This is a genomic window from Chelativorans petroleitrophicus (assembly GCF_025398195.1).
Classification (GTDB): domain Bacteria; phylum Pseudomonadota; class Alphaproteobacteria; order Rhizobiales; family Rhizobiaceae; genus Chelativorans; species Chelativorans petroleitrophicus.
In genome coordinates, this window is the sequence record NZ_JAODNV010000003.1 from 132,512 (window position 1) to 158,201 (window position 25,690).

Sequence of the window (25,690 nt, forward strand, 5' to 3'; positions counted from 1 at the left end):
AGGGTGCTGCGCGCGGCTATGGTGGCATCATGGCAGACGCGATTCGCATCATCGGAATTGATCCGGGGCTGAGGCGCACCGGCTGGGCGGTCATCGAAGCGTTGGGCAACTCGCTTCGCTTCGTTGCGGCGGGAACTGTGCGCTCGGACGACAAATCCGATCTTGCGACACGGCTGTGCCAGCTTCACGACGGTTTGATGGACGTGCTCGGCACGCACGCCCCGCACGAAGCGGCGGTGGAGGCAACCTTCGTCAACAAGGACGCGGTGGCGACGCTGAAGCTTGGCCAGGCGCGCGGAATTGCCATGCTAGTTCCGGCGCGCGCGGGCCTGCGCGTGGCCGAATACGCTCCAAACGCCGTCAAGAAGGCAGTGATCGGAGTCGGCCACGGCGACAAGCGCCAGATCCACATGATGGTGAAGGTGCTGTTGCCCCGGGCCAGCTTCGACACGGACGACGCGGCCGATGCCACCGCCATCGCCATCTGCCATGCGCATCACCGCCAAACGCCGGCGGCACGGCTGGCCCTGGAAGCACAGGCATGATCGGAAAGCTCAAAGGCATTGTGGACGAAATCGGCGACGATCACGTCGTCATCGATGTGGGCGGGGTGGGATATGTCGCTCATTGCCCTGCCCGCACCCTTTCCTCCCTTCCGGGCGTGGGGGCCGCGGTCACGCTCTTCATCGAGACCTATGTGCGCGAGGACATGATCCGCCTGTATGGATTCCAGACGGCGCTCGAACGCGAATGGTTTCGTCTGCTGCAAAGCAATGTTCAGGGGGTCGGCGCCAAGGTGGCGCTTTCGGTGCTGTCGACCCTCACGCCTGCCGAGCTCGCCAATGCTATTGCGCTCAAGGATGTGGCCATGGTGGCTCGCGCGCCGGGCGTTGGCCGCAAGGTCGCCGAGCGCATCGTCACGGAGCTGAAGAGCAAGGCGCCGGCTTTCGCGGGCGAAGCAGCCGTCACGATTGGCCTCAAGCAGGAGCTGGGCGAGGGCGTAGCGCCAGCACCCGTGTCGGATGCCGTCTCCGCTCTCGCCAATCTGGGCTATTCGCGCGACGTGGCGGCAAACGCCATTGCAGCGGCCCTGAAGACAGCCGGCGAGGGAGCGGATACGGGAACCCTGATCCGGCTTGGGCTGAAGGAGCTTGCTCGATGAGCTTCCCTTGTTTCCGCATGAATCCTTACTCCGGGCCGAAGACATTGCAGGGGGTCGAGGAGGGCATTGCTGCCGGCGCTTCCAAGCAGGCACTGCGCGCACGTGAATGATCGGGGTTGATACGAATGTTCTGCTGCGCCTCTTTGTCGGTGACGATCGGGGGCAGCTCGCAAAGGCCCAAAGCCTGCTTGCGCGCCGTTCGGCCGGCGAGCCGGTGTATGCTTTTTGGAGCTTGTCTGGTCGTTCGGACGCACCTACGGCTATCCCCGTAATGATGTTCTGGCACTGCTCAGCGAGTTGCTCGACGTGAACGATGTTGTATTCGAACAGCAGGAACTGGTTGCCGCGGCCGTCGAGACGGCAAAGGAAGACGGCACTGATCATCTTCCGGAGCTGCTGATTGCGATGTGCAACATCAAAGCCGTCTGCATCCGCGCGGTGACGTTGGATGCAGGGGCGGCAAACCGGAACGAGGGTATGGAGCTTCTGTCATGAGCGATGCCGCTCGCCTCATCTCCGCAGCCAAGCGCGGCGAGGATGCGGACGCGACCATGCGGCCGCAGACCCTCGACGAGTTCGTGGGCCAGAAGGCGGCGCGCGCCAATCTGAAGGTCTTTATCGAGGCGGCGCGCGGGCGTGGCGAGGCACTCGACCACGTGCTCTTCGTCGGCCCGCCTGGCCTGGGGAAGACAACGCTGGCGCAGATCATGGCGCGCGAGCTTGGCGTGAACTTCCGTGCGACCTCAGGGCCGGTGATCGCCAAGGCGGGCGATCTGGCGGCCCTTCTCACCAATCTCGAAGACCGTGACGTCCTGTTCATCGACGAGATCCATCGTCTCAATCCGGCCGTGGAAGAGATTCTCTATCCGGCCATGGAGGACTATCAGCTCGACCTGATCATTGGTGAAGGTCCAGCGGCGCGCTCGGTCAAGATCGACCTTGCGAAGTTCACGCTCGTGGCGGCAACCACGCGTCTGGGTTTGCTCACCACGCCTCTACGAGACCGTTTTGGCATTCCGATCCGGCTGGAGTTCTATTCCGTCGAGGAGCTCAAGGCGGTCGTGGAGCGCGGCGCGCGCATCCTGGGCCTGCCGCTCACCGAAGATGGGGCGGAGGAGATCGCAAGGCGGGCCCGCGGCACGCCGCGCATTGCCGGCCGGCTTCTGCGCCGTGTGCGCGACTTCGCCTCCGTGGCGGGCGCTCAGAAGGTCACGCGGGAGATCGCCGATTCCGCGCTCTCGCGGCTGGAGGTGGATTCGCTTGGGCTCGATCAGCTCGACCGGCGCTATCTTTCCATGATCGTGGAGAATTTCGGCGGCGGGCCTGTCGGGATCGAGACCATTGCCGCCGCGCTGTCTGAACCGCGCGACGCCATCGAAGACATCATCGAGCCCTACCTCATCCAGCAGGGCTTCATCCAGCGCACTCCGCGCGGACGCGTGCTGGCCGACAAGGCATGGAGGCATCTTGGGCTCAATCCTCCGAAGGATCTCGCGCAGACGCAGATCAGCCTGTTCGAGGAAGGGGAGGATGGGCTTTGATCGCCGAGAAATGCCTTGCGCCGTAACGGTCAATCTAAAGGCAATGCTCTATGGCTGATAAGGATGACGACCTGACCGCGGGAATCAGCGGAAAGCTGACGCCGGACGGCCACCGGCTAAAGGCCCGCATCTACTTTGCCGATACAGACTTCACCGGCGTCGTCTACCACGCACGTTATCTGGAATTCCTGGAGCGCGGACGCTCGGATTTCCTGCGCCTTACCGGCGTGCATCATACGGAGCTTGCCGATGGCAGGCATGGCGAGCGGCTTGCCTGGGTGGTGCGGCGCATGGAGATCGACTTCATAAGGCCTGCGCGCATGGACGACATCATCACCGTGGACACGCGCGTGGAGAGGGTTTCCGGCGCGCGCATCTTCATGGACCAGGAGCTTTCGCGCGAGGGCGAGCTTCTCGTGAAGGCTCGGGTCGAGGCCGCGATCGTCGATGCTGACGGCAGGCCGCGCCGTTTTCCGAAAGAATGGGCAGGTCTCTTCGTGCGGCGACCGCAATAATCGCCCGCGCGCGGCTCTCCGGATGCGGCAGAACGCCTTCCGGCGCTAACGCTTAATTAACTATAACCAGCCATCAGAATAAAGGCGCCAACGGCAGCTCCTGCGCCTTCCTTTGACCAAATTTTCTCGAAAAAAGGCGCGGACGGGGGCCCCGCCGGGGCACCGCAGCTCGGTCGGGTGGGAGCAGGCGGTCAAAGACGGATCAAGCATCTATGCCCGGTTTTTGCAAGGACGTTAAGTCATGGAAAGTGTAGCGCTCGCCGCGCCGGGTGGGGATTTGTCCATCTGGGCGCTGTTCTGGCAGGCAGGATGGGTGGTGAAGCTGGTCATGATCGGGCTTCTCGGTGCCTCGATCTGGACTTGGGCCATCATCGTAGACAAGACGCTCGCCTATGCGCGCATGCGCCGAGCGCTTAACCGCTTCGAGCAGGTGTTCTGGTCGGGTCAGTCGCTGGAGGAGCTATACCGTTCGCTTTCCGAGCGCAAGACCACCGGAATGGGCGCGATCTTCGTCGCTGCGATGCGCGAATGGAAGAAAAGCTTCGAGAAGGGCGCGCGCTCGCCGCTCGGGCTGCAGACACGCATCGACAAGGCGATGGACCTCGCGCTGGCGCGCGAGATGGAGCGGCTCGAGGGCAAGCTCGGCTTTCTCGCCTCGGTCGGATCCTCCGCGCCCTTCATTGGCCTGTTCGGCACAGTGGTGGGCATCATGACCTCCTTCCAGGCCATTGCCGGCTCGAAATCCACCAATCTTGCCGTGGTGGCGCCCGGCATCGCCGAGGCACTGCTGGCGACGGCTATGGGGCTTCTCGCGGCCATTCCGGCCGTCATCGCCTATAACAAGCTGACGGCCGACGCGGGCCGTCTCGGCGCGCGGATGGAAGGCTTTGCCGACGAGTTCTCCGCCATACTGTCGCGGCAAATCGATGAGAAGGTGGCGCCGCGAACCCGTGCCGAGGAGTATGCCTGATGGGCCTGTCGGTGGCTTCACCCAGTGGCGGCGCGAACGGGCGCCGGCGTCGCGGCCGGCGGCACCAGCCGATGTCGGAGATCAACGTCACGCCGTTCGTGGACGTGATGCTCGTTCTGCTTATCATCTTCATGGTGGCGGCACCTCTGCTGACGGTAGGGGTTCCCATCGACCTGCCGGAGACGCAAGCCAAGGCGCTCAACGCCGATACGCAGCCGATCACCGTCTCGATCAACAATGAAGGGCAGATTTTCCTCCAGGAAACGGAAATCCCCTTGGATGAGGTCGTGCCCAAGCTCCAGGCCATCGCGCAGGCCGGCTATGAAGAGCGGATTTACGTGCGGGGCGACCGCTCCGCCGATTACGGAACGGTGATGCGCGTGATGGCGCGCATTTCTGCCGCCGGCTTCCGCAATCTCGGCCTCGTCACCTTGCAGGAACAGGACGGCTGATATCCATGAAGGCCGGCCTTGCCACATCGGTTACGCTTCACGCTGCGCTCCTCGGCATAGGGCTTTTCTCGCTGTCGGCGCCGCGCGCATATGAGGTGGCGGATGTGGAATCGCTGCCCGTCGATATCATTCCGGTCGAGAGCCTGACCCAGATCCAGGAGGGCGAAAAGCAGGCCGCGGTCGCTCCGCGCCCGGCGCCCGCCCCGACCCGCAGGCCGGACCCGGTGGAAAACGCGCAGAAGGTGGGCGAAGCGGACACCGATCTGAAGCCGCCGCCTACACCCGATGCGAAGCCGAGGCCGGTGGAAAGCGCTTCCGAGCCCAAGGCGGCGGAAAGGCCGCAACCGAGGCCCGAGGAAAAGCCTGCCGCCGAGGAAGTGCCCGCTCCGACAGGGGAGACGCAGGTTGCGGCGACCGAGCGGACGCCGGAGCCGCAGCCGCGCCGGGAAATCACGCCGGACCCGGTGCCCGACCCGCTGGTGGCCGAGAACGCCGAGGCAGAGAGCCTTAATCTGCCGCCTACGGCGCCGGTTCCGCAAGCAAGGCCGCAGCCGCCCCGGCCGCAGACGGCCAAGGCGCCCGAGCAGAAGCGGGCGGAGGAGCCGGCCAAGGCGGCACAGGCGCAGACGCGCAGCGAGCCGAAGAAAAATGAGGAGCTGCTCGATCAGGTGGCGGCCCTCCTCAACAAGGAGGAAGCCTCCGGCGGCGGTGCCAAACGGTCGCAGCAGGAGGCAGCCCTGGGCGGCCGGGAGACCACAGGCGGCGAGAAGCTGACGCAGAGCGAGATGGACGCGCTGCGCGCGCAGATCCAGCGCTGCTGGAACGTGCCGGTGGGCGCGCTCGACGCGGAGAACCTTAGGGTCTCCCTGAAGTTCCGGCTCGATCCGAGCGGCGCGGTGGAGGGCAGCCCGCAAGTCATTTCCGGCGGGGACGGCTCCAGCATCGCGCGCGCGGCAGCAGAATCGGCCCGCCGTGCCATCCTGCAATGCGGCCCCTACGATCTGCCCGCCGAGAAGTACAGCGCTTGGGCGGACGTCATTGTGCATTTCGACCCGACCGATATGTTCTGATCCGAACCGGTTCCCGCTCCGAGTAACCGAGAGGCACGAGCTGATGCAGAATTCCCTGAAGGCAATCCTCGCCACCGCAAGCCTGGTCCTGGCGATGATCGCGCTGGCCGCCGCTCCGGCGCGCGCTCTGGTCGAGATCGACATCAACCAGGGTGTTGTCGAACCCGTGCCGATAGCCATTACTGAGTTTCTTTCGGCTGAAGGCATGGGGGCGGATGTTTCCGGCGTGGTGGCGGCGGACCTCCGGCGCTCCGGCCTCTTCGCGCCCATAGACAAAGCGGCTTTTATAGAAAAAGTATCGAATCCTGATGTGGCGCCGCGCTTCGAGGACTGGAAAGTCATTAATGCGCAGGCCGTTGTCACTGGCCGTGTGACGCGGGAGCCGGACGGGAGGCTCAGGACCGAATTCCGGCTGTGGGACACGTTCGCCGGCCAGCAGCTCGTGGGCGAGCAGTTCTTCGCCGATCCCCAGAACTGGCGGCGCATCGCGCACATCATCGCAGACACGATCTATGAGCAGTTCACGGGAGAGAAGGGCTATTTCGACAGCCGCATCGTCTATGTTGATGAATCGGGGCCCCGCAACAACCGCGTCAAGCGGCTCGCCATCATGGATCAGGACGGCGCGAACCATCGCTATCTTTCCGATGGCCGTTCGATCGTGCTGACGCCGCGCTTCTCGCCGGAGCGGCAGGAAATCACCTACATGTCCTATGAAAGCGGCGAGCCGCAGGTCTATCTGCTGCAGCTTGAGACCGGCCAGCGCGAGCTGGTGGGCAATTTCCCTGGCATGACCTTCGCGCCGCGCTTCTCGCCCAACGGCGACAAGGTGATCATGAGCCTGCTGCGCGATGACGGCAATTCCAACATCTTCACGATGGATTTGCGCACCCGCAACACCGCGCGGCTCACTGACACCAATGCCATCGACACCTCGCCCTCCTATTCGCCCGACGGCAACCGCATCGTCTTCACCTCCGACCGCGGCGGCCGCGCGCAGATCTATGTGATGAACGCTGACGGCAGCAATCAGCAGCGGATCTCCTTCGGCGACGGCATCTATTCGACGCCGGTCTGGTCGCCGCGCGGCGACCTGATCGCGTTTACCAAGCAGAGTGGCGGCGAATTCCAGATCGGTGTCATGCGCACCGACGGTTCGGGCGAGCGGATTCTCTCGACCGGCTTCCTTCAGGAGGGCCCGACCTGGTCGCCCAATGGCCGTGTCATCATGTTCTTCCGGCAGGATGCTGGATCGGCCGGGCCTAAGCTCTATTCCATTGACCTGACGGGACGCAACGAACAGCCTATTCCAACGCCGAATTTCGCCTCGGACCCGGCCTGGTCGCCATTGCTGAAATAGTCCTGCCGCCTTTCAGCCGCATTTGCGCTTACCGTCCGCAAATGGGCCTGATTCACGTTCCTCCATCGGGCCGAGGGGACGACGCAACGAAACATTAACCTTGTTCCTTGAGCGTGCATTAACCCTTGCATGGTTACTGAGCGCTAAAGGAATTTCTTCCAATGCGAGGGAGTTAACGGCAATGCGCCGTATTGCAAGCCTGACGAAACATCCGGCTGTCATTGCGTTCGTCGCCGCCCTGGCGGTTGCCGGATGCCGGACGCAGAATCAGATTCCAAACACGGCCGCTGATCTTGGCCTGGGGGCGGGAGGGGCAGGTCTAGGCGGTACGGCCGCGCCCGGATCGCAGCAGGAATTCACCGTCTCCGTGGGCGACCGCGTTTTCTTCGACACCGACTCCTCCGTCATCCGCGCCGACGCGCAGGCCACCCTCATTCGCCAGGCGCAATGGCTGAACCAGTATCCTTCCTATGCGATCACGATCGAAGGCCATGCCGACGAGCGCGGCACGCGCGAATACAACCTCGCGCTCGGCGCCCGCCGTGCCGCGGCCGTGAGGGACTTCCTCGTTTCGCGGGGCGTTGCGGCAAACCGCATCCGCACCATCTCCTACGGTAAGGAGCGGCCGGTGGCCGTGTGCGACGACATCTCCTGCTGGTCGCAGAACCGCCGGGCCGTCACGGTGCTGAACGGAGCCGGAACCTGACATAGACGGTGGCGAGGACGCGGCGGAAAGCAAGTTGGGTCAGGCCTGTCCGGGCTTACCCGTGTTCCGCCTCGCCCCTGTGACTCGTTTAAATCAAAATTTGGCCGAAGTCTCGCGACCTGATAGGGAATGGGCGGGTGGACCATCCGCCCGATCGTTTGCTGTTGAAAGCGAGAACGGAATGCTTTCCCGAAGACTCATTTTCGGAATTGCGGCTTTGGCTTTCATGACCGTCACGGGGGGGACGGTCGCGGCTATGCCGCTCACGGCCGCATCCCCTGTTCGCTCGGCGCAGCCGGCGCCTGCGAGCCCCTTGATCCTGGCGCAGGCCGATCCGCGCGTCACGGCCCTTGAGGAAGAGATCCGCCGCCTGAACGGGCTGGTGGAGGAACTCAATTTCCAGATACTGCAGATGCAGGACCAGATGCGCCGCATGCAGGAGGATACCGAGTTCCGCTTCCAGCAGCTTGAGGGCACCGCCTCGGGCGAGCCGCCATCCGAGCGGCGCTCGGAACTGACGGGGCCCACCCGCCCTGCCGACACCGCGCCCGCCACCGCGTCCCGGCCGCCCGTCGGGCCCGACGATGCGCTGCCGGGCGTGGAAATTGTCCGGCGCGGCGAGCCGCCGCGCACGCTCGGCACGATCACCTTCGATGAAAACGGCAATGTAGTCGCAACCGCTCCTGGGGGGCAGCCCATCGATCTGCTGCAAGGCACGCCCGTGAGCGACGACACGGTGGTCGCCGCGCTCCCCCCCGCGAACAATCCCGACGAGGCGTATCGAAATGCGTATGGGTTCATCCTGTCGGGCGACTACCGCATGGCCGAGGCTGGGTTCCGCCAGTATCTCGAACGTTTCCCTGACGGTGAGCAGGTAGCCGACGCGAATTTCTGGCTGGGCGAGGCCGTGCTCGGCCAGGATCGCTACCGCGAGGCGGCGGAAATCTTTCTGCAGGCAAACCGCAACTATCCGAACTCCCCGAAGGCGCCGGAGATGCTGCTCAAGCTGGGTGTCGCCCTCGCGGCCCTCAATCAGCGCGACGTGGCCTGCGCCACCTATACCGAGATCGGCCACCGTTATCCCGACATATCCGCCGCTCTTCAGGAGCGCGTCAAACGGGAACAGGCGCTCGCGGGTTGTTGAGCGCGTCACCCTTGCCCGACCCGGGCGCACTTTTTTCCCCTTTTGACTTTTCCGCACGTAAAACCGTGGTCGTCGCGGTTTCGGGCGGTGGCGATTCACTCGCCCTTCTCTTTCTTCTTCAGGACTATTTGCGAAAGCAGGCGCATGCGCCGTCGCTCTTGGCCGTCACGGTCGATCACGGTCTGCGTGCCGAATCGGCCGAGGAGGCGCATGCTGTGGGCTGCCTTGTCCGCGAGTATGGGATCGCCCATCGTGTGCTTGCCTGGCAAGGGCCGAAACCTGCCACGCGAATTGCCGAAGCGGCCCGCCGGGCGCGCTTGGCTCTGCTTGCCCGCGCGGCCAGTGAAGCAGGCACCGATCTGGTGCTGACTGGGCATACCGTCGACGATCAGGCCGAAACCGTCACCATGCGCCTCGCCCGCGGTGAGGGCAGGGGGCTCGCGGGCATCGCGCCCGCCACGCTCTATAGAGGTGGCGTTTGGTTTGTACGTCCTTTGCTTGCGACGAGGCGGCAGGCGCTGCGCATGTTCCTGAAGGCGCGCGGAATCGAATGGATTGAGGACCCGTCCAATCGTGACCGGCGCTTCGAACGAAGCCGCATCCGGCTGGACCTTGGCGAGGAGGCCGTTCCCTCGCTTCTGGCGAGGGCTCGGGAAGCCTCTGCGGCGCGCGAAGAGGCTGGCCGCCGGGCGGCCGCGTTCATTGCTGCGCTTGCAGAAGGGGTTGCTCCCGGCCTTCTCCGTCTCCCGCTCGCTGATCTGAAGGGGGCGGACAGGGAGAGCGCCCTTTACGTGCTGCGCATTTTGCTCGCCGTCGCCGGAGGCACGCCGCATCTGCCGGACGAGGAGCGCACAGCGAACCTGCTCGCCCAAACGGGCGAGGGGGGCCGCACCACCCTCTCAAGGTCGGTGGTGACCTGCCGGCATGGATATCTCCATTTCCATCGGGAGCTGCGCAACCTGCCGCGGGTGCCGCTCTCGGAGGAAGTCCACTGGGACGGACGGTATCGCCTCCGCTCCCGAGACGCAGCTCAGGATCTTGCCGTTGCGGCTCTCGGGCAGGACTACGCGCGGGAGGCGGAGGTGTCGGGCTTCGATGCACCTGCCGAGCTTGTCCGCGCGGCGCTGGCGGCCGAGCCTGGCCTTTGGAAAGGCGGGGCCCGGCTCGCGCGTGCAACGGATTCGCCCCATGTCGCCTGTGAGCCGATCCTTGGGCCGTGGTCGGAACTTCTTCCCTCTTTCGATCTTGCTCCCGCGGAGGCCGTAGGCAGGCTCATCGGCGCGCCCTCTCTGCCGCCGCTGCCTTGGCGAAGCCACAAAAAGGAAGTCGGATGATAACCATCTCTTTTCAGAGTCGGAATCAGGCCGCTGCGGCGCTTGGCAACGTTGTGCTTGCTCCCTATGTTAGGCACTACAGTGCCACGGACGATGCCGGCCTCGGCGCACCTATGGAACGCACATGAATCCAAATTACAGAAACTTCGCGCTGTGGGCGATTATCGCGGTTCTGCTTATCGCGCTGTTCAACCTTTTCCAGGCTCCGCAGCAGCGAGGCGCTACACGCGAGATCGCTTATTCCCAGTTTCTCGATGAATTGGCCGATGGCCGCGTTGAGAGTGTTACCATCACAGGCAACCGGATAACGGGCACTTACGTCGATAACCGCACGCCGTTCCAGACCTATTCGCCCGGCGATCCCACTCTGGTCGAGCGGCTGGAAGAGCGGAATGTGACGATCACTGCGCGGCCGGAAACCGACGGTTCCAGCTCCATTCTCGGCTATTTCATCTCCTGGCTGCCGATGATCCTCATCCTCGCCGTGTGGATTTTCTTCATGCGGCAGATGCAGTCTGGCTCCGGGCGCGCGATGGGCTTCGGCAAGTCCAAGGCCAAGCTGCTGACGGAGGCGCATGGCCGCGTCACCTTTCAGGACGTGGCTGGCGTAGACGAGGCAAAGCAGGATCTGGAGGAGATCGTCGAATTCCTGCGTGATCCCCAGAAGTTCCAGCGCCTTGGCGGAAAGATCCCGCGCGGCGTGCTGCTCGTCGGCCCTCCCGGAACGGGCAAGACGCTGCTGGCGCGGTCTGTGGCCGGCGAGGCGAACGTTCCCTTCTTCACCATCTCCGGCTCCGACTTCGTCGAGATGTTCGTGGGCGTGGGCGCTTCGCGTGTGCGCGATATGTTCGACCAGGCGAAGAAGAACGCGCCCTGCATCATCTTCATTGACGAGATCGACGCTGTCGGCCGTCATCGCGGCGCGGGTCTCGGCGGCGGGAATGATGAGCGCGAGCAGACGCTGAACCAGCTGCTGGTCGAGATGGACGGCTTCGAGGCCAATGAGGGCATCATCCTGATCGCCGCCACCAACCGGCCTGACGTGCTCGACCCCGCACTGCTGCGTCCAGGCCGCTTCGACCGCCAAGTGGTGGTGCCGAACCCAGACATTGCGGGCCGCGAAAAGATTCTCAAGGTGCATGTGCGGAACGTGCCGCTGGCACCCAATGTCGATCTGAAGACGATCGCCCGCGGCACGCCGGGCTTCTCCGGTGCGGACCTCGCCAACCTCGTCAATGAGGCGGCTCTCATGGCTGCGCGGCGCAACAAGCGTCTCGTCACCATGCAGGAGTTTGAGGACGCCAAGGACAAGGTCATGATGGGCGCCGAGCGACGCTCGCACGCCATGACCCAGGAGGAAAAGGAGTTGACGGCCTATCACGAGGCCGGCCACGCGGTCGTGGCGCTCAACGTGCCGGCAGCCGATCCGGTCCACAAGGCAACCATCATCCCGCGCGGGCGCGCTCTCGGCATGGTCATGCAGCTTCCCGAAGGCGACCGCTATTCCATGAGCTACAAATGGATGATCTCGCGGCTCGCCATCATGATGGGCGGGCGCGTGGCGGAAGAGCTGAAGTTCGGCAAGGAGAACATAACCTCGGGTGCCGCCTCCGACATCGAGCAGGCGACGAAGCTCGCCCGCGCCATGGTGACGCGGTGGGGCTTCTCCGACAAGCTCGGACAGGTGGCCTACGGCGAGAACCAGGAAGAGGTCTTCCTCGGCCATTCCGTCACCCGCCAGCAGAACATGTCGGAGGAAACGCAGCAGAAGATCGATGCCGAGGTGCGCCGCCTGATCGACGAGGCTTACGATACAGCGCGCAAGATACTCACCTCCAAGCGGGATGAGTGGGTCGCCGTTGCTGAAGGGCTACTCGAATATGAGACCCTTTCGGGCGAGGAGATCCGGGCCATCATCCGGGGCGAGAAGCCCGCCCGCGATCTAGGCGATGACACGCCGCCTTCCCGCGGCTCGACCGTGCCCAAGGCCGGTGCGCGCAAAGAGGGAAAGAAGGGCGGCGAAGAGCCTGATGCCGGAATGGAGCCTCAGCCGCAGGGCTGAGGCTCGAACTCTCTTCCTCCTGAAATCCCTGCGTGAGACCCGAGACCTCCACATGAGCGGGCAAATCCCGCTCATGTGCATGCACCTGAGCCGCTGTCTACAGCCGGATGATCGAACAATTACCCAATTTTAAGTATAGTGGACAATCGCCCGTTCATCTGGACCAATTACATCCCCTCACATAAATTGATACGTCCCTCCGCCCGGGGCTGTGGCAAATATCAGGTGAGACCGGCGCCTTGCGACAAAGGAAATTGGTACGCAAAAGCATGTCGAAACAGTATTTCGGGACCGACGGAATCCGTGGCCGCGCCAACAGATTTCCCATGACCGCCGAGGTGGCGATGCGGGTTGGCATGGCCGTGGGACTGACCTTCCAGAACGGTAATCATCGGCACCGGGTGGTACTCGGCAAGGACACCCGCCTTTCCGGCTACATGATCGAGAATGCGCTGGTGTCGGGCTTCTGCGCGGCCGGCATGGACGTCTTTCTGCTGGGGCCCATCCCGACGCCGGCTGTCGCTATGCTGGTGCGCTCGCTGAGGGCCGATATCGGCGTTATGATCTCGGCCTCGCACAATCCGTTCCAGGACAACGGCATCAAGCTGTTTGGTCCGGACGGCTACAAGCTCTCCGACGAAATCGAAGCGCGCATCGAGGCCATGCTCGACAAGGATGTCGAACTCGCGCTGGCCGATGCCGACATGCTTGGCCGCGCCAAGCGCATCGATGGCGTGCATGACCGCTATATCGAGGCGGCCAAGCGCACGCTGCCGCGCGATCTGTCTCTTTCGGGCTTGCGCATCGTCATCGACTGCGCCAACGGCGCGGCCTATCGTGTCGCGCCTGCGGCGCTGTGGGAGCTCGGCGCGGAGGTCGTGCCGATCCATGTGGAGCCGAACGGCCTCAACATCAATCTGGAATGCGGGTCCACCCATCCGGCAAGCCTCGTCAAGAAGGTGCACGAGGTGCGCGCCGATATCGGTATCGCCCTCGACGGGGATGCCGACCGAGTGGTGATGGTCGACGAGAACGGCAACGTGATCGACGGCGATCAGATCATGGCGCTGATCGCACAATCTTGGCATGAGAGGGGACGGCTTACGGGCGGCGGCATCGCGGCCACAGTCATGTCCAATCTTGGCCTGGAGCGGTTCCTGGCTAGCCGCGGCCTGGCCCTTCATCGCACCAAGGTGGGCGATCGCTATGTGGTGGAGCATATGCGCGCGCACGGCCTCAATGTCGGCGGCGAGCAGTCCGGTCACGTGATCCTGTCCGATTTCTCGACCTCCGGCGACGGGCTGGTTACGGCTTTGCAGGTGCTTGCCTGCATCAAACGGGAGAACCGGCCGGCAAGCGAGGTCTGCCGCAAGTTTGAGCCGGTTCCCCAGGTGCTCAAGAATGTGCGCACCGGCAACGGGAAGCCTCTGGAAAGCGCGCCCGTGAAGGCGGCGATCTCCGATGCGCAGGCGAAGCTCGGCGACAGCGGCAGGCTGGTCATCCGGCCTTCCGGTACAGAGCCGCTGATCCGCGTGATGGCGGAAGGCGACAACCCCGAACTCGTCCAGTCGGTCGTCGATGAAATCGTGGGCGCCATTTCGGAGGCGAAGTCGGCGGCCTGAACCCTGCCGCCGGCTAAACAAGCCCGCTTGTTAAGGTTAAGCGCAGTTTAACTTTTTTCCTGCAATCTTCAGCATGATTCAACCGGCCGGACTGTGGGGGCACAGCGGCATCAGGGGGATGGAACATGCTGAAATGGGGGATGGTACCGCTTGTTGCGGCCGCTGCGCTGGGTCTTGCAACGGCAGTTCAAGCTGCGGATCTTTATGAGCCGCCGGTGGTGGTTCCGCCGCCACCTCAGATCATCGAAAAGCCGGTCGCCATCGGCGGCTGGTACTTGCGCGGCGACATCAACTATCATTGGGCGGATCTGCGCGGCACCGAATACATCACCTACGGGTGCCCCGGATGCGCTCCCGATCCGGATACCGACGACTTCGACAGCACCGACTTGAAGGGCGCCCTGTCGATCGGCGGCGGCGTCGGATATCAGATCACGCGCTATCTGCGCACGGATTTCACGGCCGATTATTGGTTTGACGCGGATTTCCGCGGTACCACGACGGGTGTCTCTTGTACCCCCGGTGGCGGTCCGTGCAGTTCCGTGGACACATCCGCTTTCAGCGCTCTGCTCCTGATGGCCAACGCCTATGTGGATCTGGGCACGTATCATGGCGTCACGCCGTATGTCGGCGCGGGCATCGGCGGCGCCTATGTGCAGTGGGATGATCTCGTAAACGACGCGACAACCGGCCTTGTCGTTCACGAGGGTGCCTCGAACTGGCGTTTCGCCTGGGCGCTGATGGCGGGCGCCTCCTACTGCCTGACGGAGAACCTGCAGCTCGACGCGGGCTATCGCTTCACCCGGATCGAGGGCGGACGCATGTTCGAGGAATCCGGTCTCGGTGTGGGGCCCGGCTTCGACGACGGGTTCAACGTGCATGAGGTGCGCGCCGGCCTGCGCTACGCGCTGGGCGGTCCGAGCCTTCATTGCTCGGTGCCTCGTGTGGTGGCCTATGATCCGCCACCCTACGAGCCTCCTTACGAGCCGCCGATCTACAAATAGCGTTTCATCACCCTTTTATCTCAAACCGCCCGGTACCTCGCCGGGCGGTTTGCTTTGTGCGGGCAGCTCGTGTCAATGGTTCGTTATCCTTAACCCGTCCTTAACCACCATGGTTAACAATCCCTCTCTAAGCGGCGGAGGCCCGCGGGGTCTTTGCCGCGATTCGCGGAGTGGGGAATCTCATGCACAAGTCCTTGAGCCTGCCGGCTGCAGCATCGGTCGTGGCCCTTTGCCTGACGGTCCCTGCCTTGGCCGCAGACTACGATCTGCCGGTTCTTGAGCATGCGCCGCATCTGAGGCCGGTGGAGATCGGCTCTGGGTGGTATCTGCGCGGCGACATCGGCTACAATGTAAGCACAAGGCCGGAAGGCGACTTCACCTACCGGACCTTTGACGTCGGCACTTACAGCAGCCACACTGCTGCCTCCGCCAATCTCTCGGACGAATTCACTTTCGGCTTGGGCGTCGGCTATTCCTTCACCGACATGCTGAGAGCGGACGTGACGGTGGACCGGCTGAGCTCCACTTTCACGGGCTCCGGCCCGTGCGATGCGAGCCTCGGCCCGGCGTGCCGCACGGAAGGAGAGGCCGATCTCGCGGCCTATGCGGTTATGGCCAATGCCTATGTCGATCTCGGCACCTTCGTGGGTTTTACGCCCTATGTGGGCGCTGGCCTCGGCTACACCTATCTGCATTGGGACGATCTGCGCAGCCGCAATTTCTGCGGCGGGGTGCCATGCGTCGCAAATCCGGGGGCAACCCATCCGGGCGAATCGGACTGGCGCTTCACCTATGCCTTAATGGCCGGTTTGACCTACGACATCTCCGACAACATGAAGGTCGATCTCGGCTACCGCTACATGAAGATCGACGATGGCGACATGTTCGGCTGGGACGCTGCCAGTGCGACTGCGGGGGCGACGGGACTGCAGGGGCAGGACCCGGGCTTTTCGACCCACGAGGTGCGTCTCGGCCTGCGGCTTGAGCTGTGGTGAGCTGATAAAGAAATGCCCCAAGAGGCGGGCCGGATAGCCCGCCTTTTTCATTCCGCAATGTCTGGAAGGCGTCTCAGAAGGCCAGGATGATCGTCGCGCCGAGCGACATCAGCACGGCGATCCCGACCAGAGCCATGAAAGTGCGCGGCCGGTCGAAAAAGATGGCATAGCCCGCCAGCCATGCCGCCGTGGCTGCGCCTAGGGCAAAGAAGAAGGCGTCGCGCTCGCCATAGACAAGCGCCGCAGCCATCAGGCCGCCGACGATGATCGCGCCAAAGACGGTGCTGATGGTGACCGCAAACGAATCGTAGTTTTCTTCCATGTCCGGTCCTTCCGTGGGAGCAAACCACGCCCATAACTTATCTGCTTCTCAGAGGAAACGGCAATGGGAGGAGGCACGATTGCACGGCAGGTGTGACCGAATCGCATTTGGGGTTGCGGTTTTTGGGCGCTTCCGCTAACGACGTCCGCGGGCCACCCCTCCCCACCGAGGGGCGTGCTATCTGGAAGGATAGATCAAAATGAGCACACTCCCCAAACCGGACATCCGTCCGGCCCGTCCCCATTTCTCCTCTGGACCTTGCGCAAAGCGCCCCGGCTGGACGCCGGAGGCGCTGAAGAATGCCGCGGTCGGCCGTTCTCACCGGGCAAAAATCGGCAAGGAAAGGCTCTCCCGAGCCATCGAACTGACGCGCGAGGTGCTCGAGGTGCCAGCCGACTATCGAATCGGCATCGTCCCCGCCTCCGATACGGGCGCCGTCGAGATGGCGCTCTGGTCTCTTCTCGGCGCGCGCGGCGTCGACATGCTGGCCTGGGAATCCTTCGGCGCGGGCTGGGTGACGGATGTCGTCAAGCAGCTCAGGCTTGAGGATGTGCGCCGCATCGAGGCGGATTACGGCAAGCTGCCGGACTTGAGCGCGGTGGATTTCGACCGCGACGTGGTCTTCACCTGGAACGGAACCACATCCGGCGTGCGCGTGCCGAACGCGGATTTCATTCCCGCCGATCGCAAGGGGCTGACGATCTGCGACGCGACGTCGGCGGCTTTCGCGCAGCGGCTCGATTTTGCCAAGCTGGATGTCGTCACCTTCTCCTGGCAGAAGGTTCTAGGCGGCGAGGCGGCGCATGGCGTGCTGATCCTGAGCCCCCGCGCCGTCGAGCGGCTGGAAACCTACACGCCCTCCTGGCCGCTGCCCAAAATCTTCCGCCTCACCAAGGGCGGAAAGCTGATCGAAGGCATCTTCCGCGGCGAGACCATCAACACGCCCTCCATGCTGTGCGTGGAGGACTACCTAGACGCTCTTGAATGGGCGAAGTCCATCGGCGGGCTCGACGGTCTGATCGCCAGAGCCGACGCGAATTTCGCCGTCATTGACCGCTATGTCGGCGAAAGCGCTTGGCTTGCGCATCTGGCGGAGGATCCTTCCACGCGCTCCAACACCTCCGTGTGCCTGTCCATCGTGGACGAGGAGGTGGCAAGGCTCGATGACGACGCCAAGGCGGCCTTTGCCAAGGGGATCGTATCCGCCCTCGACAAGGAAGGCGTGGCCTACGACATCGGCCACTATCGCGATGCCCCTCCGGGACTCAGAATCTGGGCCGGCGCCACGGTCGAGACCTCGGATCTCGAAGCGCTCATGCCATGGCTTGGCTGGGCTTTCCAAACGCAAAAGGCGGCACTTCAACGCGCCTGAGCTTTCATCGGCAGCACCCGTGCGGCCGCCCCAATTTCAAGGCACACATCTGAAAGGAGCCCTCAATGGCACCTCGCGTCCTCGTTTCGGACAAGCTTTCTCCCACAGCCGTCGAAATTTTCCGCGATCACGGGATCGAGGTCGACTACGAGCCCGAGCTCGGCAAGGACAAGGAGAAGCTGCTTTCCGTCATCGGCAAGTATGACGGCCTCGCCATCCGCTCGGCCACCAAGGTGACAGAAAAGCTGATCAATGCGGCAACCAATCTGAAGGTGGTCGGCCGCGCCGGCATCGGCGTTGACAATGTCGATATTCCTGCCGCTTCGCGCCGCGGCATCATTGTGATGAACACGCCCTTCGGCAACTCCATCACGACAGCCGAACACGCGATCGCCCTGCTGTTCGCCGTGGCGCGGCAGATCCCCGAGGCCAACGCTTCCACGCATGCGGGCAAGTGGGAGAAGAACCGCTTCATGGGTGTGGAGATCACCGGCAAGACGCTGGGCATCATCGGCTGCGGCAATATCGGCTCGGTGGTCGCCATGCGCGCCATCGGCCTCAAGATGCATGTGGTGGCCTATGATCCGTTCCTTTCGGAAGCGAGGGCCGAGGAGCTCGGGGTGGAGAAGGTGGAGCTGGACGAGCTGTTCGCGCGGGCCGACTTCATCACGCTCCACACGCCGCTCACCGACAAGACGCGCGGCATCATCGATGCGGCGGCGATCGCGAAGATGAAGGACGGCGTGCGCATCATCAACTGCGCGCGCGGCGGCCTCATCGTCGAGAAGGACCTGGTCGAGGCGCTGAAGTCCGGCAAGGTGGCGGGTGCGGGCATTGACGTCTTCGAGGTCGAGCCGGCGACGGAAAACCCGCTTTTCAACCTGCCGAACGTGGTCTGCACGCCGCATCTGGGCGCGGCGACGACCGAGGCGCAGGAGAACGTGGCGCTGCAGATTGCTGAGCAGATGTCGGACTACCTGATCAAGGGTGCCGTCACCAACGCCATCAACATGCCCTCGATCTCCGCAGAGGAGGCGCCGCGCCTGAAACCCTTCATCAAGCTCGCGGAGGTGCTGGGCGCTTTCGTGGGCCAGGTGACCGAGGACTCCATCCGCGAGGTCGAGGTGCTGTTCGACGGCTCCACCGCGGCGATGAACACGCGCGCGCTCGTGAGCGCTGCCCTGGCGGGGCTGATCCGGCCGCAGGTTTCCGACGTCAACATGGTGTCGGCCCCGATCATGGCCAAGGAGCGCGGCATCATCGTCTCGGAGGTCAAGCGCGACAAGTCCGGCGTGTTCGACGGCTATATCAAGCTGACGGTCAAGACGGCCAGCAAGACGCGCAGCATCGCCGGCACGGTGTTCTCCGACGGCAAGCCGCGCTTCATCCAGATCAAGGGCATCAATCTCGACGCCGAAGTGGGCGAGCACATGGTCTATACGACCAACTACGACACGCCCGGCATCATCGGTCTTCTGGGCACGGTGTGCGCCAAGCACGGAGTGAACATCGCCAACTTCCAGCTTGGCCGCAACCGGCCGGGGGGCGATGCCATCGCGCTGCTTTATCTCGACGCGCCATTCCCTGAAAACGTGATACAGGAGCTCCTTGCCAGCGGCTCGATCCTTTCAGCCAAGCGCCTGCACTTTGACGTGAGCGCATAACGACGGCGAAGGCCCCGGCAGAAGAAAACCGGGGCCTTCTACCATGGGCGTTGCTGCTTCCAGCTTTGCCGGTCACTTTTCTCCAGAGGGTGCGCGCACATGAGGTGCGGTGCCCGTCATCTTCCGCCCGCTGTATTCGGCAAGCCAAATGCCGCAGAAGACCAGCCCCATCGCCACCGCATGGTAGGGTTGGAAGGCTTCGCCGACGATGAGGATCGAAAGCAGCGTGCCGAAAATCGGCACTAGGTTGACGAAGAGCCCCGCGCGGTTGGCGCCGATCATTTCGTTTCCCCAGATGTAGAAGACCTGCGCCAGGACCGAAGGGAATATGGCCGTATAGGCCGCGATCAGCCAGCCGGGCGTGTCGGGAAACAGAAGGCTGGCGCTGCCATACTCCCAGGCGAGGAACGGCAGGGAGCTGATCAGGGCGGCCGCGGACAGTACCGTGATCGTGCTCAGCCAGTGGATATCGGGCTTGAAGCGCAGCGCGACCGTATAGATGCCGTAGGACACGACCGCCAGCATCATTAGGAGATCGCCTGTGTTGACGTCAAGGGAGGCGAGCCGCGTAAGATCGCCGTGGCTCGCCGTCAGGGCAACGCCGGCCAGCGAAAGCAGGAAGCCGACAAGCTGCAGCAGGCTTGCTCTCACCCGGAAGATGAGAAAATTGAGCACGATGATGACCATGGGGATCGCCGCCTGCTCGATGGAAACATTGACCGCCGAGGTGAAGAGCAGCGCGCTGTACATGGCGGCGTTGAAGAAGGTGAAACCCAACACGCCCAGCATGGCCATGAACGGCAGGGACCGGCGGATCTTCGGCCAGTCGCGGCGAAGGGGCCCCATAGCGAAGGGCAGCAGGACGACAAGGCTTAGAAGCCAGCGCAGCGTGGTAAGCGCAAAAGGCGACACATGTCCTACCGCAAGCTTTCCGGCAACGGCGTTGCCGCCCCAGAAGAGGGTGGTGGCCAGCAGCAAGACATAGGCCTTGGTGTGCATGCGCGGTTTCCGGGACAATCTCGAAGACCGGAAGGCAATAGCGCCTCCGTCGCCGCCCGTAAATCGAAGTGGCGGCAAGAAATCCCCGCGGCAGGACCATGGAGCGCGAAAGAAGGGTCGCATCCAGCGGCGCGGGGGGCTATAGAGCCACATTTGGACACCATAAGTATGGGTGGCTTTCCTGAAGGAAGGATTTCATGGCGAATGTGGTTGTCGTCGGCTCGCAGTGGGGCGACGAAGGCAAGGGAAAGATCGTTGACTGGCTTTCGGAGCGCGCCGACGTGGTGGTGCGCTTCCAGGGCGGGCACAATGCCGGCCATACGCTGGTGATTGATGGGGAAAGCTACAAGCTTTCGCTGTTGCCCTCGGGCGTGGTGCGTCCGGGCAAGCTGTCGGTGATCGGCAACGGCGTGGTCTTTGATCCGCATGCTTTCGTGGCGGAGCTCAAGCGTCTTGAGGCTCAGGGGGTGAAAGTCACGCCCGAAAACCTGAAGATCGCCGAGAACACCGCACTGATACTGTCGCTGCACCGCGAGCTCGACGCCTTCCGGGAGGACGCGGCCTCCAATACGGGCACGAAGATCGGCACCACGCGGCGCGGCATCGGACCTGCCTATGAGGACAAGGTCGGCCGCCGCGCGATCCGCGCGATGGACCTTGCCGACATGGAGACCTTGCCAGCAAAGGTGGACAGGCTGCTTACCCATCACAACGCGCTGCGGCGCGGGCTTGGGCATCCGGAAGTCAGCCATGTCGCGATCATGGAAGAACTCTCCTCCGTGGCGGACCAGGTGCTGCCCTTCGTGGACCGTGTCTGGAAGATTCTCGATGAGGCGCGCCGGGCGGGAAGCCGCATCCTCTTCGAGGGGGCGCAGGGCACGATGCTCGATATCGACCACGGCACCTATCCTTTCGTGACTTCCTCCAACACCGTTGCCGGACAGGCAGCGACCGGCTCGGGCCTCGGGCCGGGCGCCGTTGGCTATGTGCTCGGCATCACCAAGGCCTACACGACCCGCGTGGGCGAGGGGCCCTTTCCAACGGAGCAGACGGGCGAGATCGGCGAATTCCTCGGCACGCGCGGAAACGAGTTCGGCACGGTCACGGGCCGCAAGCGGCGCTGTGGCTGGTTCGATGCGGTGCTGGTCCGCCAGGCCGTGGTGGCTAACGGCATAAACGGCATTGCGCTGACCAAGCTCGACGTGCTCGACGGCCTTTCAGAGATCAAGGTGTGCACGGGATACCGTCTAGACGGCCGCGTGATCGACTATCTGCCGGCAAGTCAGGGGGCGCAGGCGCGGCTTGAGCCGGTCTACGAGACGCTGGAAGGCTGGAATAAAACAACCCGCGGCGCGCGCACTTGGAATGACCTGCCGGCCCAGGCAGTCAAGTATGTGCGCCACATCGAAGAGCTGATCGGAGCGCCGGTAGCCATCCTCTCCACCAGTCCCGAGCGGGAGGACGCCATTCTTGTAACAGACCCGTTCCAAGATTAGCGTGCAGGGAATCCTTGTCCTGCAAGACGAAGGAGTCTACGGCGGTCCCGGTGAGGTTTCTGTCGAAGTGAGCGTATGATTGGCCGGGATATGTTGCCGACGCACCACAATTTCGTGCAGGTTGCGGGAGAAGTTGATCTGCCCGAATAAAGTAGATTGGACGTTCAGGAATGGCGGATTTTGCTGCGGTTTTGCGGAAGGCCATTGAGGCCCTGAAGGAGAACACGCCTGAGGCACGCGAAAAGATTTACGCGAAGGCGCGCGCGACCATCGAGGCCAAGCTAGCTGCCGCAACGCCGCCCCCTTCACCCGAGCTCGCAGCCCGCCAGAAGCAGATGCTTGAGGATGCCATTGCCAAGGTGGAGGCGGAGTACGCGCCACCACCGGCTGCGCCTGAGGCCAGGGATGAGTTGGAAGAGCTGCTGGCGGAGCTGAACAGCGCGACCTGGCAAAAGACTCCCGAGCCGCAGGCCTCGCCTCTCTCCTCTCTTGCTGCGGCAAGCCCGGAGCCCGTCAGCGCCGATGCGGCTGAGGCCGAGGCGCATGAGGAAGAAGTCAATACTGCTTACGCCCCGCAGGTCGAGACGCCTCCGGAAGAAACCTTCGACAGGCCGTCGGATAACCCGCCGCCGGACTTCCTGACGGCTACACGGGACGACGAGTCGGAGGAGGATATCCCAGCGGTTTCCTCGGATGAGACGGAGTCGCTGGGCGATGAAAGGCCGGATGAGCCCATTGAGGAGATCATGCCGCCTCCGCCTGGCGTCGTGCAGCCTGCGCGCCGCGGGGCAGGTAGGCTCGTCGCCGTGCTTTTGGTACTTCTGCTGCTAGTTGGGGCGGGCGTCGGAGCTTGGGCTTATCGCGACGATCTGGCACGCATCGCGGGCCTTGGAGACTTTGACGATATTCTTGCTTCCTTGAGTGGCGATACCGCCCCGTCAGAACAGGCGCCGACCGAGACGCCGAGTGAAGACGAGCCCGTAGAAGCTGCCGCAGAGCCGCCGCAGCAGCCTCAGCCGGAAGCAGCCCCTACGGAGCAGTCCCGGAAGTTCACTCAACGCCTTCTGCCGGACGGCCGGGAAGTGGACGAAGGCCCCGCAGGCGGCGAGCCGACGCTGGGCGAAGGAACCTCCATTGCGGCGGCAACCCAAGGCAATACCGCAACGGACGATGCGGCAAATGAGGCCGAGGAGGGTATCCCCGTCGGCCAGAGGGCCATTTTCTATGAAGAACGGACCAGCACTTCGGAAGGCTCTGCCAACGACGGCTCGGTGGTGTGGTCGATCGCCGAGGAATCACCGGGCAACGAACTGCCCCCCGAGCCGGTCATCCGTGCCGAGGCCACAATTCCCGGACGTGACCTGCAGCTGAGGATGACGATCCGGCGCAATGTCGATCAGTCGCTGCCGGCAAGCCACATCATCGAGCTGATCTTCCTTACGCCCGATGACTTCCCGGGTGGCAGCATTAACAATGTCTCGCGGATCGCCATGAAGCGGAATGAGCAGGATGCGGGGAGCCCGCTTCTCGGCATTCCGGCGAAGATCGCCGATGGCTTCTTCCTCGTGGCGCTGAGCGACCGGCAGGCCGACATCCAGACCAATTCGACGCTGATGGTGCGGGAGAACTGGATCGATATTCCGCTCGTCTACGCCTCGGGCCGACGGGCGCTGATCACCCTGGAGAAGGGCACGCCGGGTGAACGCATTTTCCGCGAGGCAATGGAGAGCTGGCGCGCCGCAACCAGCGGATAGGAACGGGAGAACCGCGCCGCCCTACATGGCGGCGCGGCGAGCCTCTTCCTGCGCGGCACGGGTGGCCTCCGCCTGCTTTTTGGCGGAAGCCTTCACGGCCTGCTGGACCTTCTCGAAAGCGCGCACTTCAATCTGACGCACGCGCTCGCGACTGATGTCGAACTCTCCCGAGAGCTCCTCGAGCGTGAGCGGTTCGTCAGCCAGACGACGCGCCTCGAAGATGCGCCGCTCGCGCTCGTTCAGCACCCCCATCGCGTCTTCCAGCATGCGCCGGCGCGCTTCCAGCTCGTCCTGCTCGACCAGCATTTCCTCCTGGCTCTCGCGCTCGTCGACAAGCCAGTCCTGCCATTCGCCGGACTCACCTTCCGTCGCGCGGATCGGCGCGTTGAGCGAGGCGTCGCCGGAGAGCCGGCGGTTCATGGAGATCACCTCCTCCTCACTCACGTCCAGCCGCGTGGCGATTTCGGCCACCTGCTCGGGATTGAGATCGCCTTCGTCTAGCGCCTGGATCTTGCCCTTGATCTTGCGCAGGTTGAAGAACAGGCGCTTCTGGTTCGCCGTGGTGCCCATCTTCACCAGGCTCCACGAGCGCAAAATGTATTCTTGAATCGCGGCCTTGATCCACCACATAGCGTAGGTGGCCAGGCGGAAGCCGCGCTCGGGTTCAAACTTCTTGACGGCCTGCATGAGGCCGACATTCCCCTCGGAGATGACCTCTCCGATGGGCAGGCCATAGCCACGATAGCCCATGGCGATCTTCGCCACGAGCCGCAGGTGGCTGGTTACAAGCTTGTGCGCAGCTTCGGTGTCGCCATGCTCGCGATAGCGTTTCGCAAGCATGTACTCCTCTTCCGGCTGCAGCATGGGAAATCGGCGGATTTCCTCAAGATAACGGGCGAGGCCACCCTCCCCCGAAACAATGCTCGGCAACGTCTGGGCCATGTAGCACCCTCCTTGATTTGTTGGAGCCCCCTCCACAGGCGGGCAATTGCGTGGCCGCACGCGCACCACGCCATTTCACATATAGGTACGAATAAGGAAAAAGAAAAGCTTACCGTCCCAGTCAACAAATCGTGACGGGAATGCAATTTTTACCGGCGATGTCACCCGTTCAAACGGACGAAAGCCGCGATGAGTTCCCGCATATCTTCCGGGACGGGAGCTTCGAAGCACATCAACTGGCCGGTTCGCGGATGGCGGAAGGCGAGCAGACGTGCATGCAGCGCCTGGCGCGGGAAGGCGGCAACCATCTCGGCCAGTGGAGGTGGCAGGCGCCGCACCTTGCTGCGATAGGCACGGCCATAGGCGGGATCGCCCACCACCGGATGGCCGATATGCGCCATGTGAACGCGGATCTGGTGCGTGCGGCCCGTCTCGAGCCGGCATTCCAGAAGCGCGGCAATCTTCTCTTCGGGCAGGCCCGGACCGTAGGTTTCCAAGACGCGGTAATGGGTGACGGCGTGGCGCGCGTCGGGCTGGTCTTCTGACACCACGGCGCGCGCCGTGCGGTCGTGGGGCGCGCGGCCGAGCGGCGCGTCGACCGTGCCCGCAAGCCGCTTCGGCACACCCCAAACCAGCGCCACATAGGCGCGCTCAAGTTCGCCTTCCCGGCCGTGATCGGCAAAGGCTTGAGCCAGCGCACGGTGCGCATCGTCGGTCTTGGCCGCCACCATCACACCGCTCGTCTCCCGGTCGAGCCGGTGCACGATACCGCGCCGATGCGCGCCGCCGATGCTCGAAAGCACATCGCCGCAATGGTGGAGCAGCGCGTTCACCAGCGTGCCGGTCCGGTTTCCCGGCGCAGGATGGACGACGAGCCCGGCGGGCTTGTTGATGACGATGAGATCGCCATCCTCGTATAGGATGTCGAGCGGGATCGGCTCCGCCACGGGCTCCGGCGCTTCTGGCTCCGGCAGCGCAACGGCGAAACGTTCTCCTGCTGCGACCTTGCGCTTGGCCTCTGTCACCGGCTCGTCTCCCAGCCGCACAAGGCCAGCGCGGATGAGCGCCTGAACGCGGCTGCGCGAAAGATCGGGTGCAAGTTCGGCCGCGAGCCACTGGTCGAGACGGCTGCCGGCACTTGCCGCCTGAACCTCCACCTCTTTCCATTCCGCGCCGGCTTCGCTATCAGGGTCGCTCATTGCCG

At 63.7% G+C, this 25,690-nt stretch carries 24 protein-coding genes; 20 read left to right on the forward strand and 4 right to left on the reverse strand.

What is annotated here, in order from left to right; translation table 11 throughout:
* Positions 1–29 precede the first annotated feature (29 nt).
* From ruvC to NYR54_RS01640, 16 genes are all read left to right on the forward strand, one after another.
* Entirely contained in the window at positions 30–545 is a 516-nt protein-coding gene (gene ruvC / locus NYR54_RS01565) for a crossover junction endodeoxyribonuclease RuvC (protein WP_261513647.1), read from the forward strand.
* Complete coding sequence (gene ruvA, locus NYR54_RS01570; RefSeq protein WP_261513648.1) at positions 542–1,162, forward strand: Holliday junction branch migration protein RuvA; 621 nt, start codon at positions 542–544, stop codon at positions 1,160–1,162. The genes ruvC and ruvA overlap by 4 nt, the downstream gene beginning before the upstream one ends.
* Before the next feature lie 225 nt (positions 1,163–1,387).
* Positions 1,388–1,657 (forward strand): PIN domain-containing protein, encoded by a 270-nt coding sequence (locus NYR54_RS01575; protein WP_261513649.1) that lies wholly within the window; start codon positions 1,388–1,390, stop codon positions 1,655–1,657.
* Positions 1,654–2,703, forward strand: coding sequence for a Holliday junction branch migration DNA helicase RuvB (gene ruvB, locus NYR54_RS01580; RefSeq protein WP_261513650.1), 1,050 nt, complete (start codon positions 1,654–1,656; stop codon positions 2,701–2,703). The genes NYR54_RS01575 and ruvB overlap by 4 nt, the downstream gene beginning before the upstream one ends.
* Positions 2,704–2,753: 50 nt before the next feature.
* The gene (gene ybgC / locus NYR54_RS01585; protein ID WP_261513651.1) at positions 2,754–3,218 is read left to right on the forward strand and encodes a tol-pal system-associated acyl-CoA thioesterase; all 465 of its coding nucleotides are present in this window, start codon (positions 2,754–2,756) and stop codon (positions 3,216–3,218) included.
* A gap of 241 nt (positions 3,219–3,459) precedes the next feature.
* Complete coding sequence (gene tolQ / locus NYR54_RS01590) at positions 3,460–4,188, forward strand: protein TolQ (RefSeq protein ID WP_261513652.1); 729 nt, start codon at positions 3,460–3,462, stop codon at positions 4,186–4,188.
* On the forward strand, positions 4,188–4,640 hold the full coding sequence (gene tolR, locus NYR54_RS01595) for a protein TolR (protein WP_261513653.1): 453 nt from the start codon (positions 4,188–4,190) through the stop codon (positions 4,638–4,640). Before tolQ ends, tolR begins: the two co-directional genes overlap by 1 nt.
* Positions 4,641–4,645: 5 nt before the next feature.
* The gene (locus tag NYR54_RS01600) at positions 4,646–5,710 is read left to right on the forward strand and encodes a hypothetical protein (protein ID WP_261513654.1); all 1,065 of its coding nucleotides are present in this window, start codon (positions 4,646–4,648) and stop codon (positions 5,708–5,710) included.
* A gap of 43 nt (positions 5,711–5,753) precedes the next feature.
* The gene (tolB, locus tag NYR54_RS01605; RefSeq protein WP_261513655.1) at positions 5,754–7,070 is read left to right on the forward strand and encodes a Tol-Pal system beta propeller repeat protein TolB; all 1,317 of its coding nucleotides are present in this window, start codon (positions 5,754–5,756) and stop codon (positions 7,068–7,070) included.
* A gap of 181 nt (positions 7,071–7,251) precedes the next feature.
* Positions 7,252–7,776, forward strand: a complete 525-nt coding sequence (pal, locus tag NYR54_RS01610) for a peptidoglycan-associated lipoprotein Pal (RefSeq protein ID WP_261513656.1) — start codon at positions 7,252–7,254, stop codon at positions 7,774–7,776.
* Positions 7,777–7,957: 181 nt separating this feature from the next.
* Entirely contained in the window at positions 7,958–8,920 is a 963-nt protein-coding gene (gene ybgF / locus NYR54_RS01615; protein ID WP_261513657.1) for a tol-pal system protein YbgF, read from the forward strand.
* A 65-nt stretch (positions 8,921–8,985) separates the two neighbouring features.
* The gene (gene tilS / locus NYR54_RS01620) at positions 8,986–10,254 is read left to right on the forward strand and encodes a tRNA lysidine(34) synthetase TilS (protein ID WP_261513658.1); all 1,269 of its coding nucleotides are present in this window, start codon (positions 8,986–8,988) and stop codon (positions 10,252–10,254) included.
* 124 nt (positions 10,255–10,378) lie between these two features.
* Positions 10,379–12,316: an ATP-dependent zinc metalloprotease FtsH gene (gene ftsH / locus NYR54_RS01625; RefSeq protein WP_261513659.1), complete on the forward strand. Its 1,938-nt coding sequence runs from the start codon at positions 10,379–10,381 to the stop codon at positions 12,314–12,316.
* Positions 12,317–12,585: 269 nt separating this feature from the next.
* The gene (gene glmM / locus NYR54_RS01630; RefSeq protein ID WP_261513660.1) at positions 12,586–13,938 is read left to right on the forward strand and encodes a phosphoglucosamine mutase; all 1,353 of its coding nucleotides are present in this window, start codon (positions 12,586–12,588) and stop codon (positions 13,936–13,938) included.
* 140 nt (positions 13,939–14,078) lie between these two features.
* Complete coding sequence (locus NYR54_RS01635) at positions 14,079–14,942, forward strand: outer membrane protein (RefSeq protein WP_261513661.1); 864 nt, start codon at positions 14,079–14,081, stop codon at positions 14,940–14,942.
* A 182-nt stretch (positions 14,943–15,124) separates the two neighbouring features.
* The gene (locus NYR54_RS01640) at positions 15,125–15,937 is read left to right on the forward strand and encodes an outer membrane protein (RefSeq protein WP_261513662.1); all 813 of its coding nucleotides are present in this window, start codon (positions 15,125–15,127) and stop codon (positions 15,935–15,937) included.
* Positions 15,938–16,010: 73 nt separating this feature from the next.
* Here NYR54_RS01640 and NYR54_RS01645 read toward each other — a convergent pair whose 3' ends face one another.
* A complete protein-coding gene (locus tag NYR54_RS01645; protein WP_261513663.1) occupies positions 16,011–16,259 on the reverse strand; it encodes a hypothetical protein in 249 nt (82 codons plus the stop codon).
* A gap of 199 nt (positions 16,260–16,458) precedes the next feature.
* Between NYR54_RS01645 and NYR54_RS01650 the strand changes: the two genes are divergently transcribed.
* Both NYR54_RS01650 and serA read left to right on the forward strand, forming a co-directional pair.
* Positions 16,459–17,631, forward strand: a complete 1,173-nt coding sequence (locus tag NYR54_RS01650; protein ID WP_261513664.1) for a phosphoserine transaminase — start codon at positions 16,459–16,461, stop codon at positions 17,629–17,631.
* A gap of 65 nt (positions 17,632–17,696) precedes the next feature.
* Positions 17,697–19,295: a phosphoglycerate dehydrogenase gene (serA, locus tag NYR54_RS01655; protein ID WP_261513665.1), complete on the forward strand. Its 1,599-nt coding sequence runs from the start codon at positions 17,697–17,699 to the stop codon at positions 19,293–19,295.
* 72 nt (positions 19,296–19,367) lie between these two features.
* Here serA and NYR54_RS01660 read toward each other — a convergent pair whose 3' ends face one another.
* Positions 19,368–20,294, reverse strand: coding sequence for a DMT family transporter (locus NYR54_RS01660; RefSeq protein ID WP_261513666.1), 927 nt, complete (start codon positions 20,292–20,294; stop codon positions 19,368–19,370).
* 197 nt (positions 20,295–20,491) lie between these two features.
* On the opposite strand from NYR54_RS01660, the gene NYR54_RS01665 reads away from it, so the two are divergent.
* Positions 20,492–21,790 (forward strand): adenylosuccinate synthase, encoded by a 1,299-nt coding sequence (locus tag NYR54_RS01665; protein WP_261513667.1) that lies wholly within the window; start codon positions 20,492–20,494, stop codon positions 21,788–21,790.
* A 170-nt stretch (positions 21,791–21,960) separates the two neighbouring features.
* Positions 21,961–23,544: a hypothetical protein gene (locus NYR54_RS01670; protein ID WP_261513668.1), complete on the forward strand. Its 1,584-nt coding sequence runs from the start codon at positions 21,961–21,963 to the stop codon at positions 23,542–23,544.
* 21 nt (positions 23,545–23,565) lie between these two features.
* Here the strand turns inward: NYR54_RS01670 and rpoH are convergent, their stop codons facing one another.
* Entirely contained in the window at positions 23,566–24,486 is a 921-nt protein-coding gene (gene rpoH / locus NYR54_RS01675) for an RNA polymerase sigma factor RpoH (protein WP_261513669.1), read from the reverse strand.
* A 161-nt stretch (positions 24,487–24,647) separates the two neighbouring features.
* The gene (locus tag NYR54_RS01680; RefSeq protein ID WP_261513670.1) at positions 24,648–25,685 is read right to left on the reverse strand and encodes an RluA family pseudouridine synthase; all 1,038 of its coding nucleotides are present in this window, start codon (positions 25,683–25,685) and stop codon (positions 24,648–24,650) included.
* Between the last annotated feature and the right edge of the window lie 5 nt (positions 25,686–25,690).

Excerpts from the sequence above, each read along its gene's own strand:
- NYR54_RS01660 (WP_261513666.1), bottom strand. The coding sequence starts at position 20,294 with ATGCACACCAAGGCCTATGTCTTGCTGCTGGCCACCACCCTCTTCTGG.
- NYR54_RS01650 (WP_261513664.1), top strand. The coding sequence starts at position 16,459 with ATGAGCACACTCCCCAAACCGGACATCCGTCCGGCCCGTCCCCATTTC.
- NYR54_RS01635 (WP_261513661.1), top strand. The coding sequence starts at position 14,079 with ATGGTACCGCTTGTTGCGGCCGCTGCGCTGGGTCTTGCAACGGCAGTT.
- serA (WP_261513665.1), top strand. The coding sequence starts at position 17,697 with ATGGCACCTCGCGTCCTCGTTTCGGACAAGCTTTCTCCCACAGCCGTC.
- pal (WP_261513656.1), top strand. The coding sequence starts at position 7,252 with ATGCGCCGTATTGCAAGCCTGACGAAACATCCGGCTGTCATTGCGTTC.
- ruvA (WP_261513648.1), top strand. The coding sequence starts at position 542 with ATGATCGGAAAGCTCAAAGGCATTGTGGACGAAATCGGCGACGATCAC.
- NYR54_RS01645 (WP_261513663.1), bottom strand. The coding sequence starts at position 16,259 with ATGGAAGAAAACTACGATTCGTTTGCGGTCACCATCAGCACCGTCTTT.
- NYR54_RS01680 (WP_261513670.1), bottom strand. The coding sequence starts at position 25,685 with ATGAGCGACCCTGATAGCGAAGCCGGCGCGGAATGGAAAGAGGTGGAG.
- NYR54_RS01665 (WP_261513667.1), top strand. The coding sequence starts at position 20,492 with ATGGCGAATGTGGTTGTCGTCGGCTCGCAGTGGGGCGACGAAGGCAAG.
- ruvB (WP_261513650.1), top strand. The coding sequence starts at position 1,654 with ATGAGCGATGCCGCTCGCCTCATCTCCGCAGCCAAGCGCGGCGAGGAT.
- ruvC (WP_261513647.1), top strand. The coding sequence starts at position 30 with ATGGCAGACGCGATTCGCATCATCGGAATTGATCCGGGGCTGAGGCGC.
- tolR (WP_261513653.1), top strand. The coding sequence starts at position 4,188 with ATGGGCCTGTCGGTGGCTTCACCCAGTGGCGGCGCGAACGGGCGCCGG.
- ybgF (WP_261513657.1), top strand. The coding sequence starts at position 7,958 with ATGCTTTCCCGAAGACTCATTTTCGGAATTGCGGCTTTGGCTTTCATG.
- ftsH (WP_261513659.1), top strand. The coding sequence starts at position 10,379 with ATGAATCCAAATTACAGAAACTTCGCGCTGTGGGCGATTATCGCGGTT.
- ybgC (WP_261513651.1), top strand. The coding sequence starts at position 2,754 with ATGGCTGATAAGGATGACGACCTGACCGCGGGAATCAGCGGAAAGCTG.
- NYR54_RS01670 (WP_261513668.1), top strand. The coding sequence starts at position 21,961 with ATGGCGGATTTTGCTGCGGTTTTGCGGAAGGCCATTGAGGCCCTGAAG.
- rpoH (WP_261513669.1), bottom strand. The coding sequence starts at position 24,486 with ATGGCCCAGACGTTGCCGAGCATTGTTTCGGGGGAGGGTGGCCTCGCC.
- glmM (WP_261513660.1), top strand. The coding sequence starts at position 12,586 with ATGTCGAAACAGTATTTCGGGACCGACGGAATCCGTGGCCGCGCCAAC.
- tolQ (WP_261513652.1), top strand. The coding sequence starts at position 3,460 with ATGGAAAGTGTAGCGCTCGCCGCGCCGGGTGGGGATTTGTCCATCTGG.
- NYR54_RS01600 (WP_261513654.1), top strand. The coding sequence starts at position 4,646 with ATGAAGGCCGGCCTTGCCACATCGGTTACGCTTCACGCTGCGCTCCTC.
- tolB (WP_261513655.1), top strand. The coding sequence starts at position 5,754 with ATGCAGAATTCCCTGAAGGCAATCCTCGCCACCGCAAGCCTGGTCCTG.
- NYR54_RS01640 (WP_261513662.1), top strand. The coding sequence starts at position 15,125 with ATGCACAAGTCCTTGAGCCTGCCGGCTGCAGCATCGGTCGTGGCCCTT.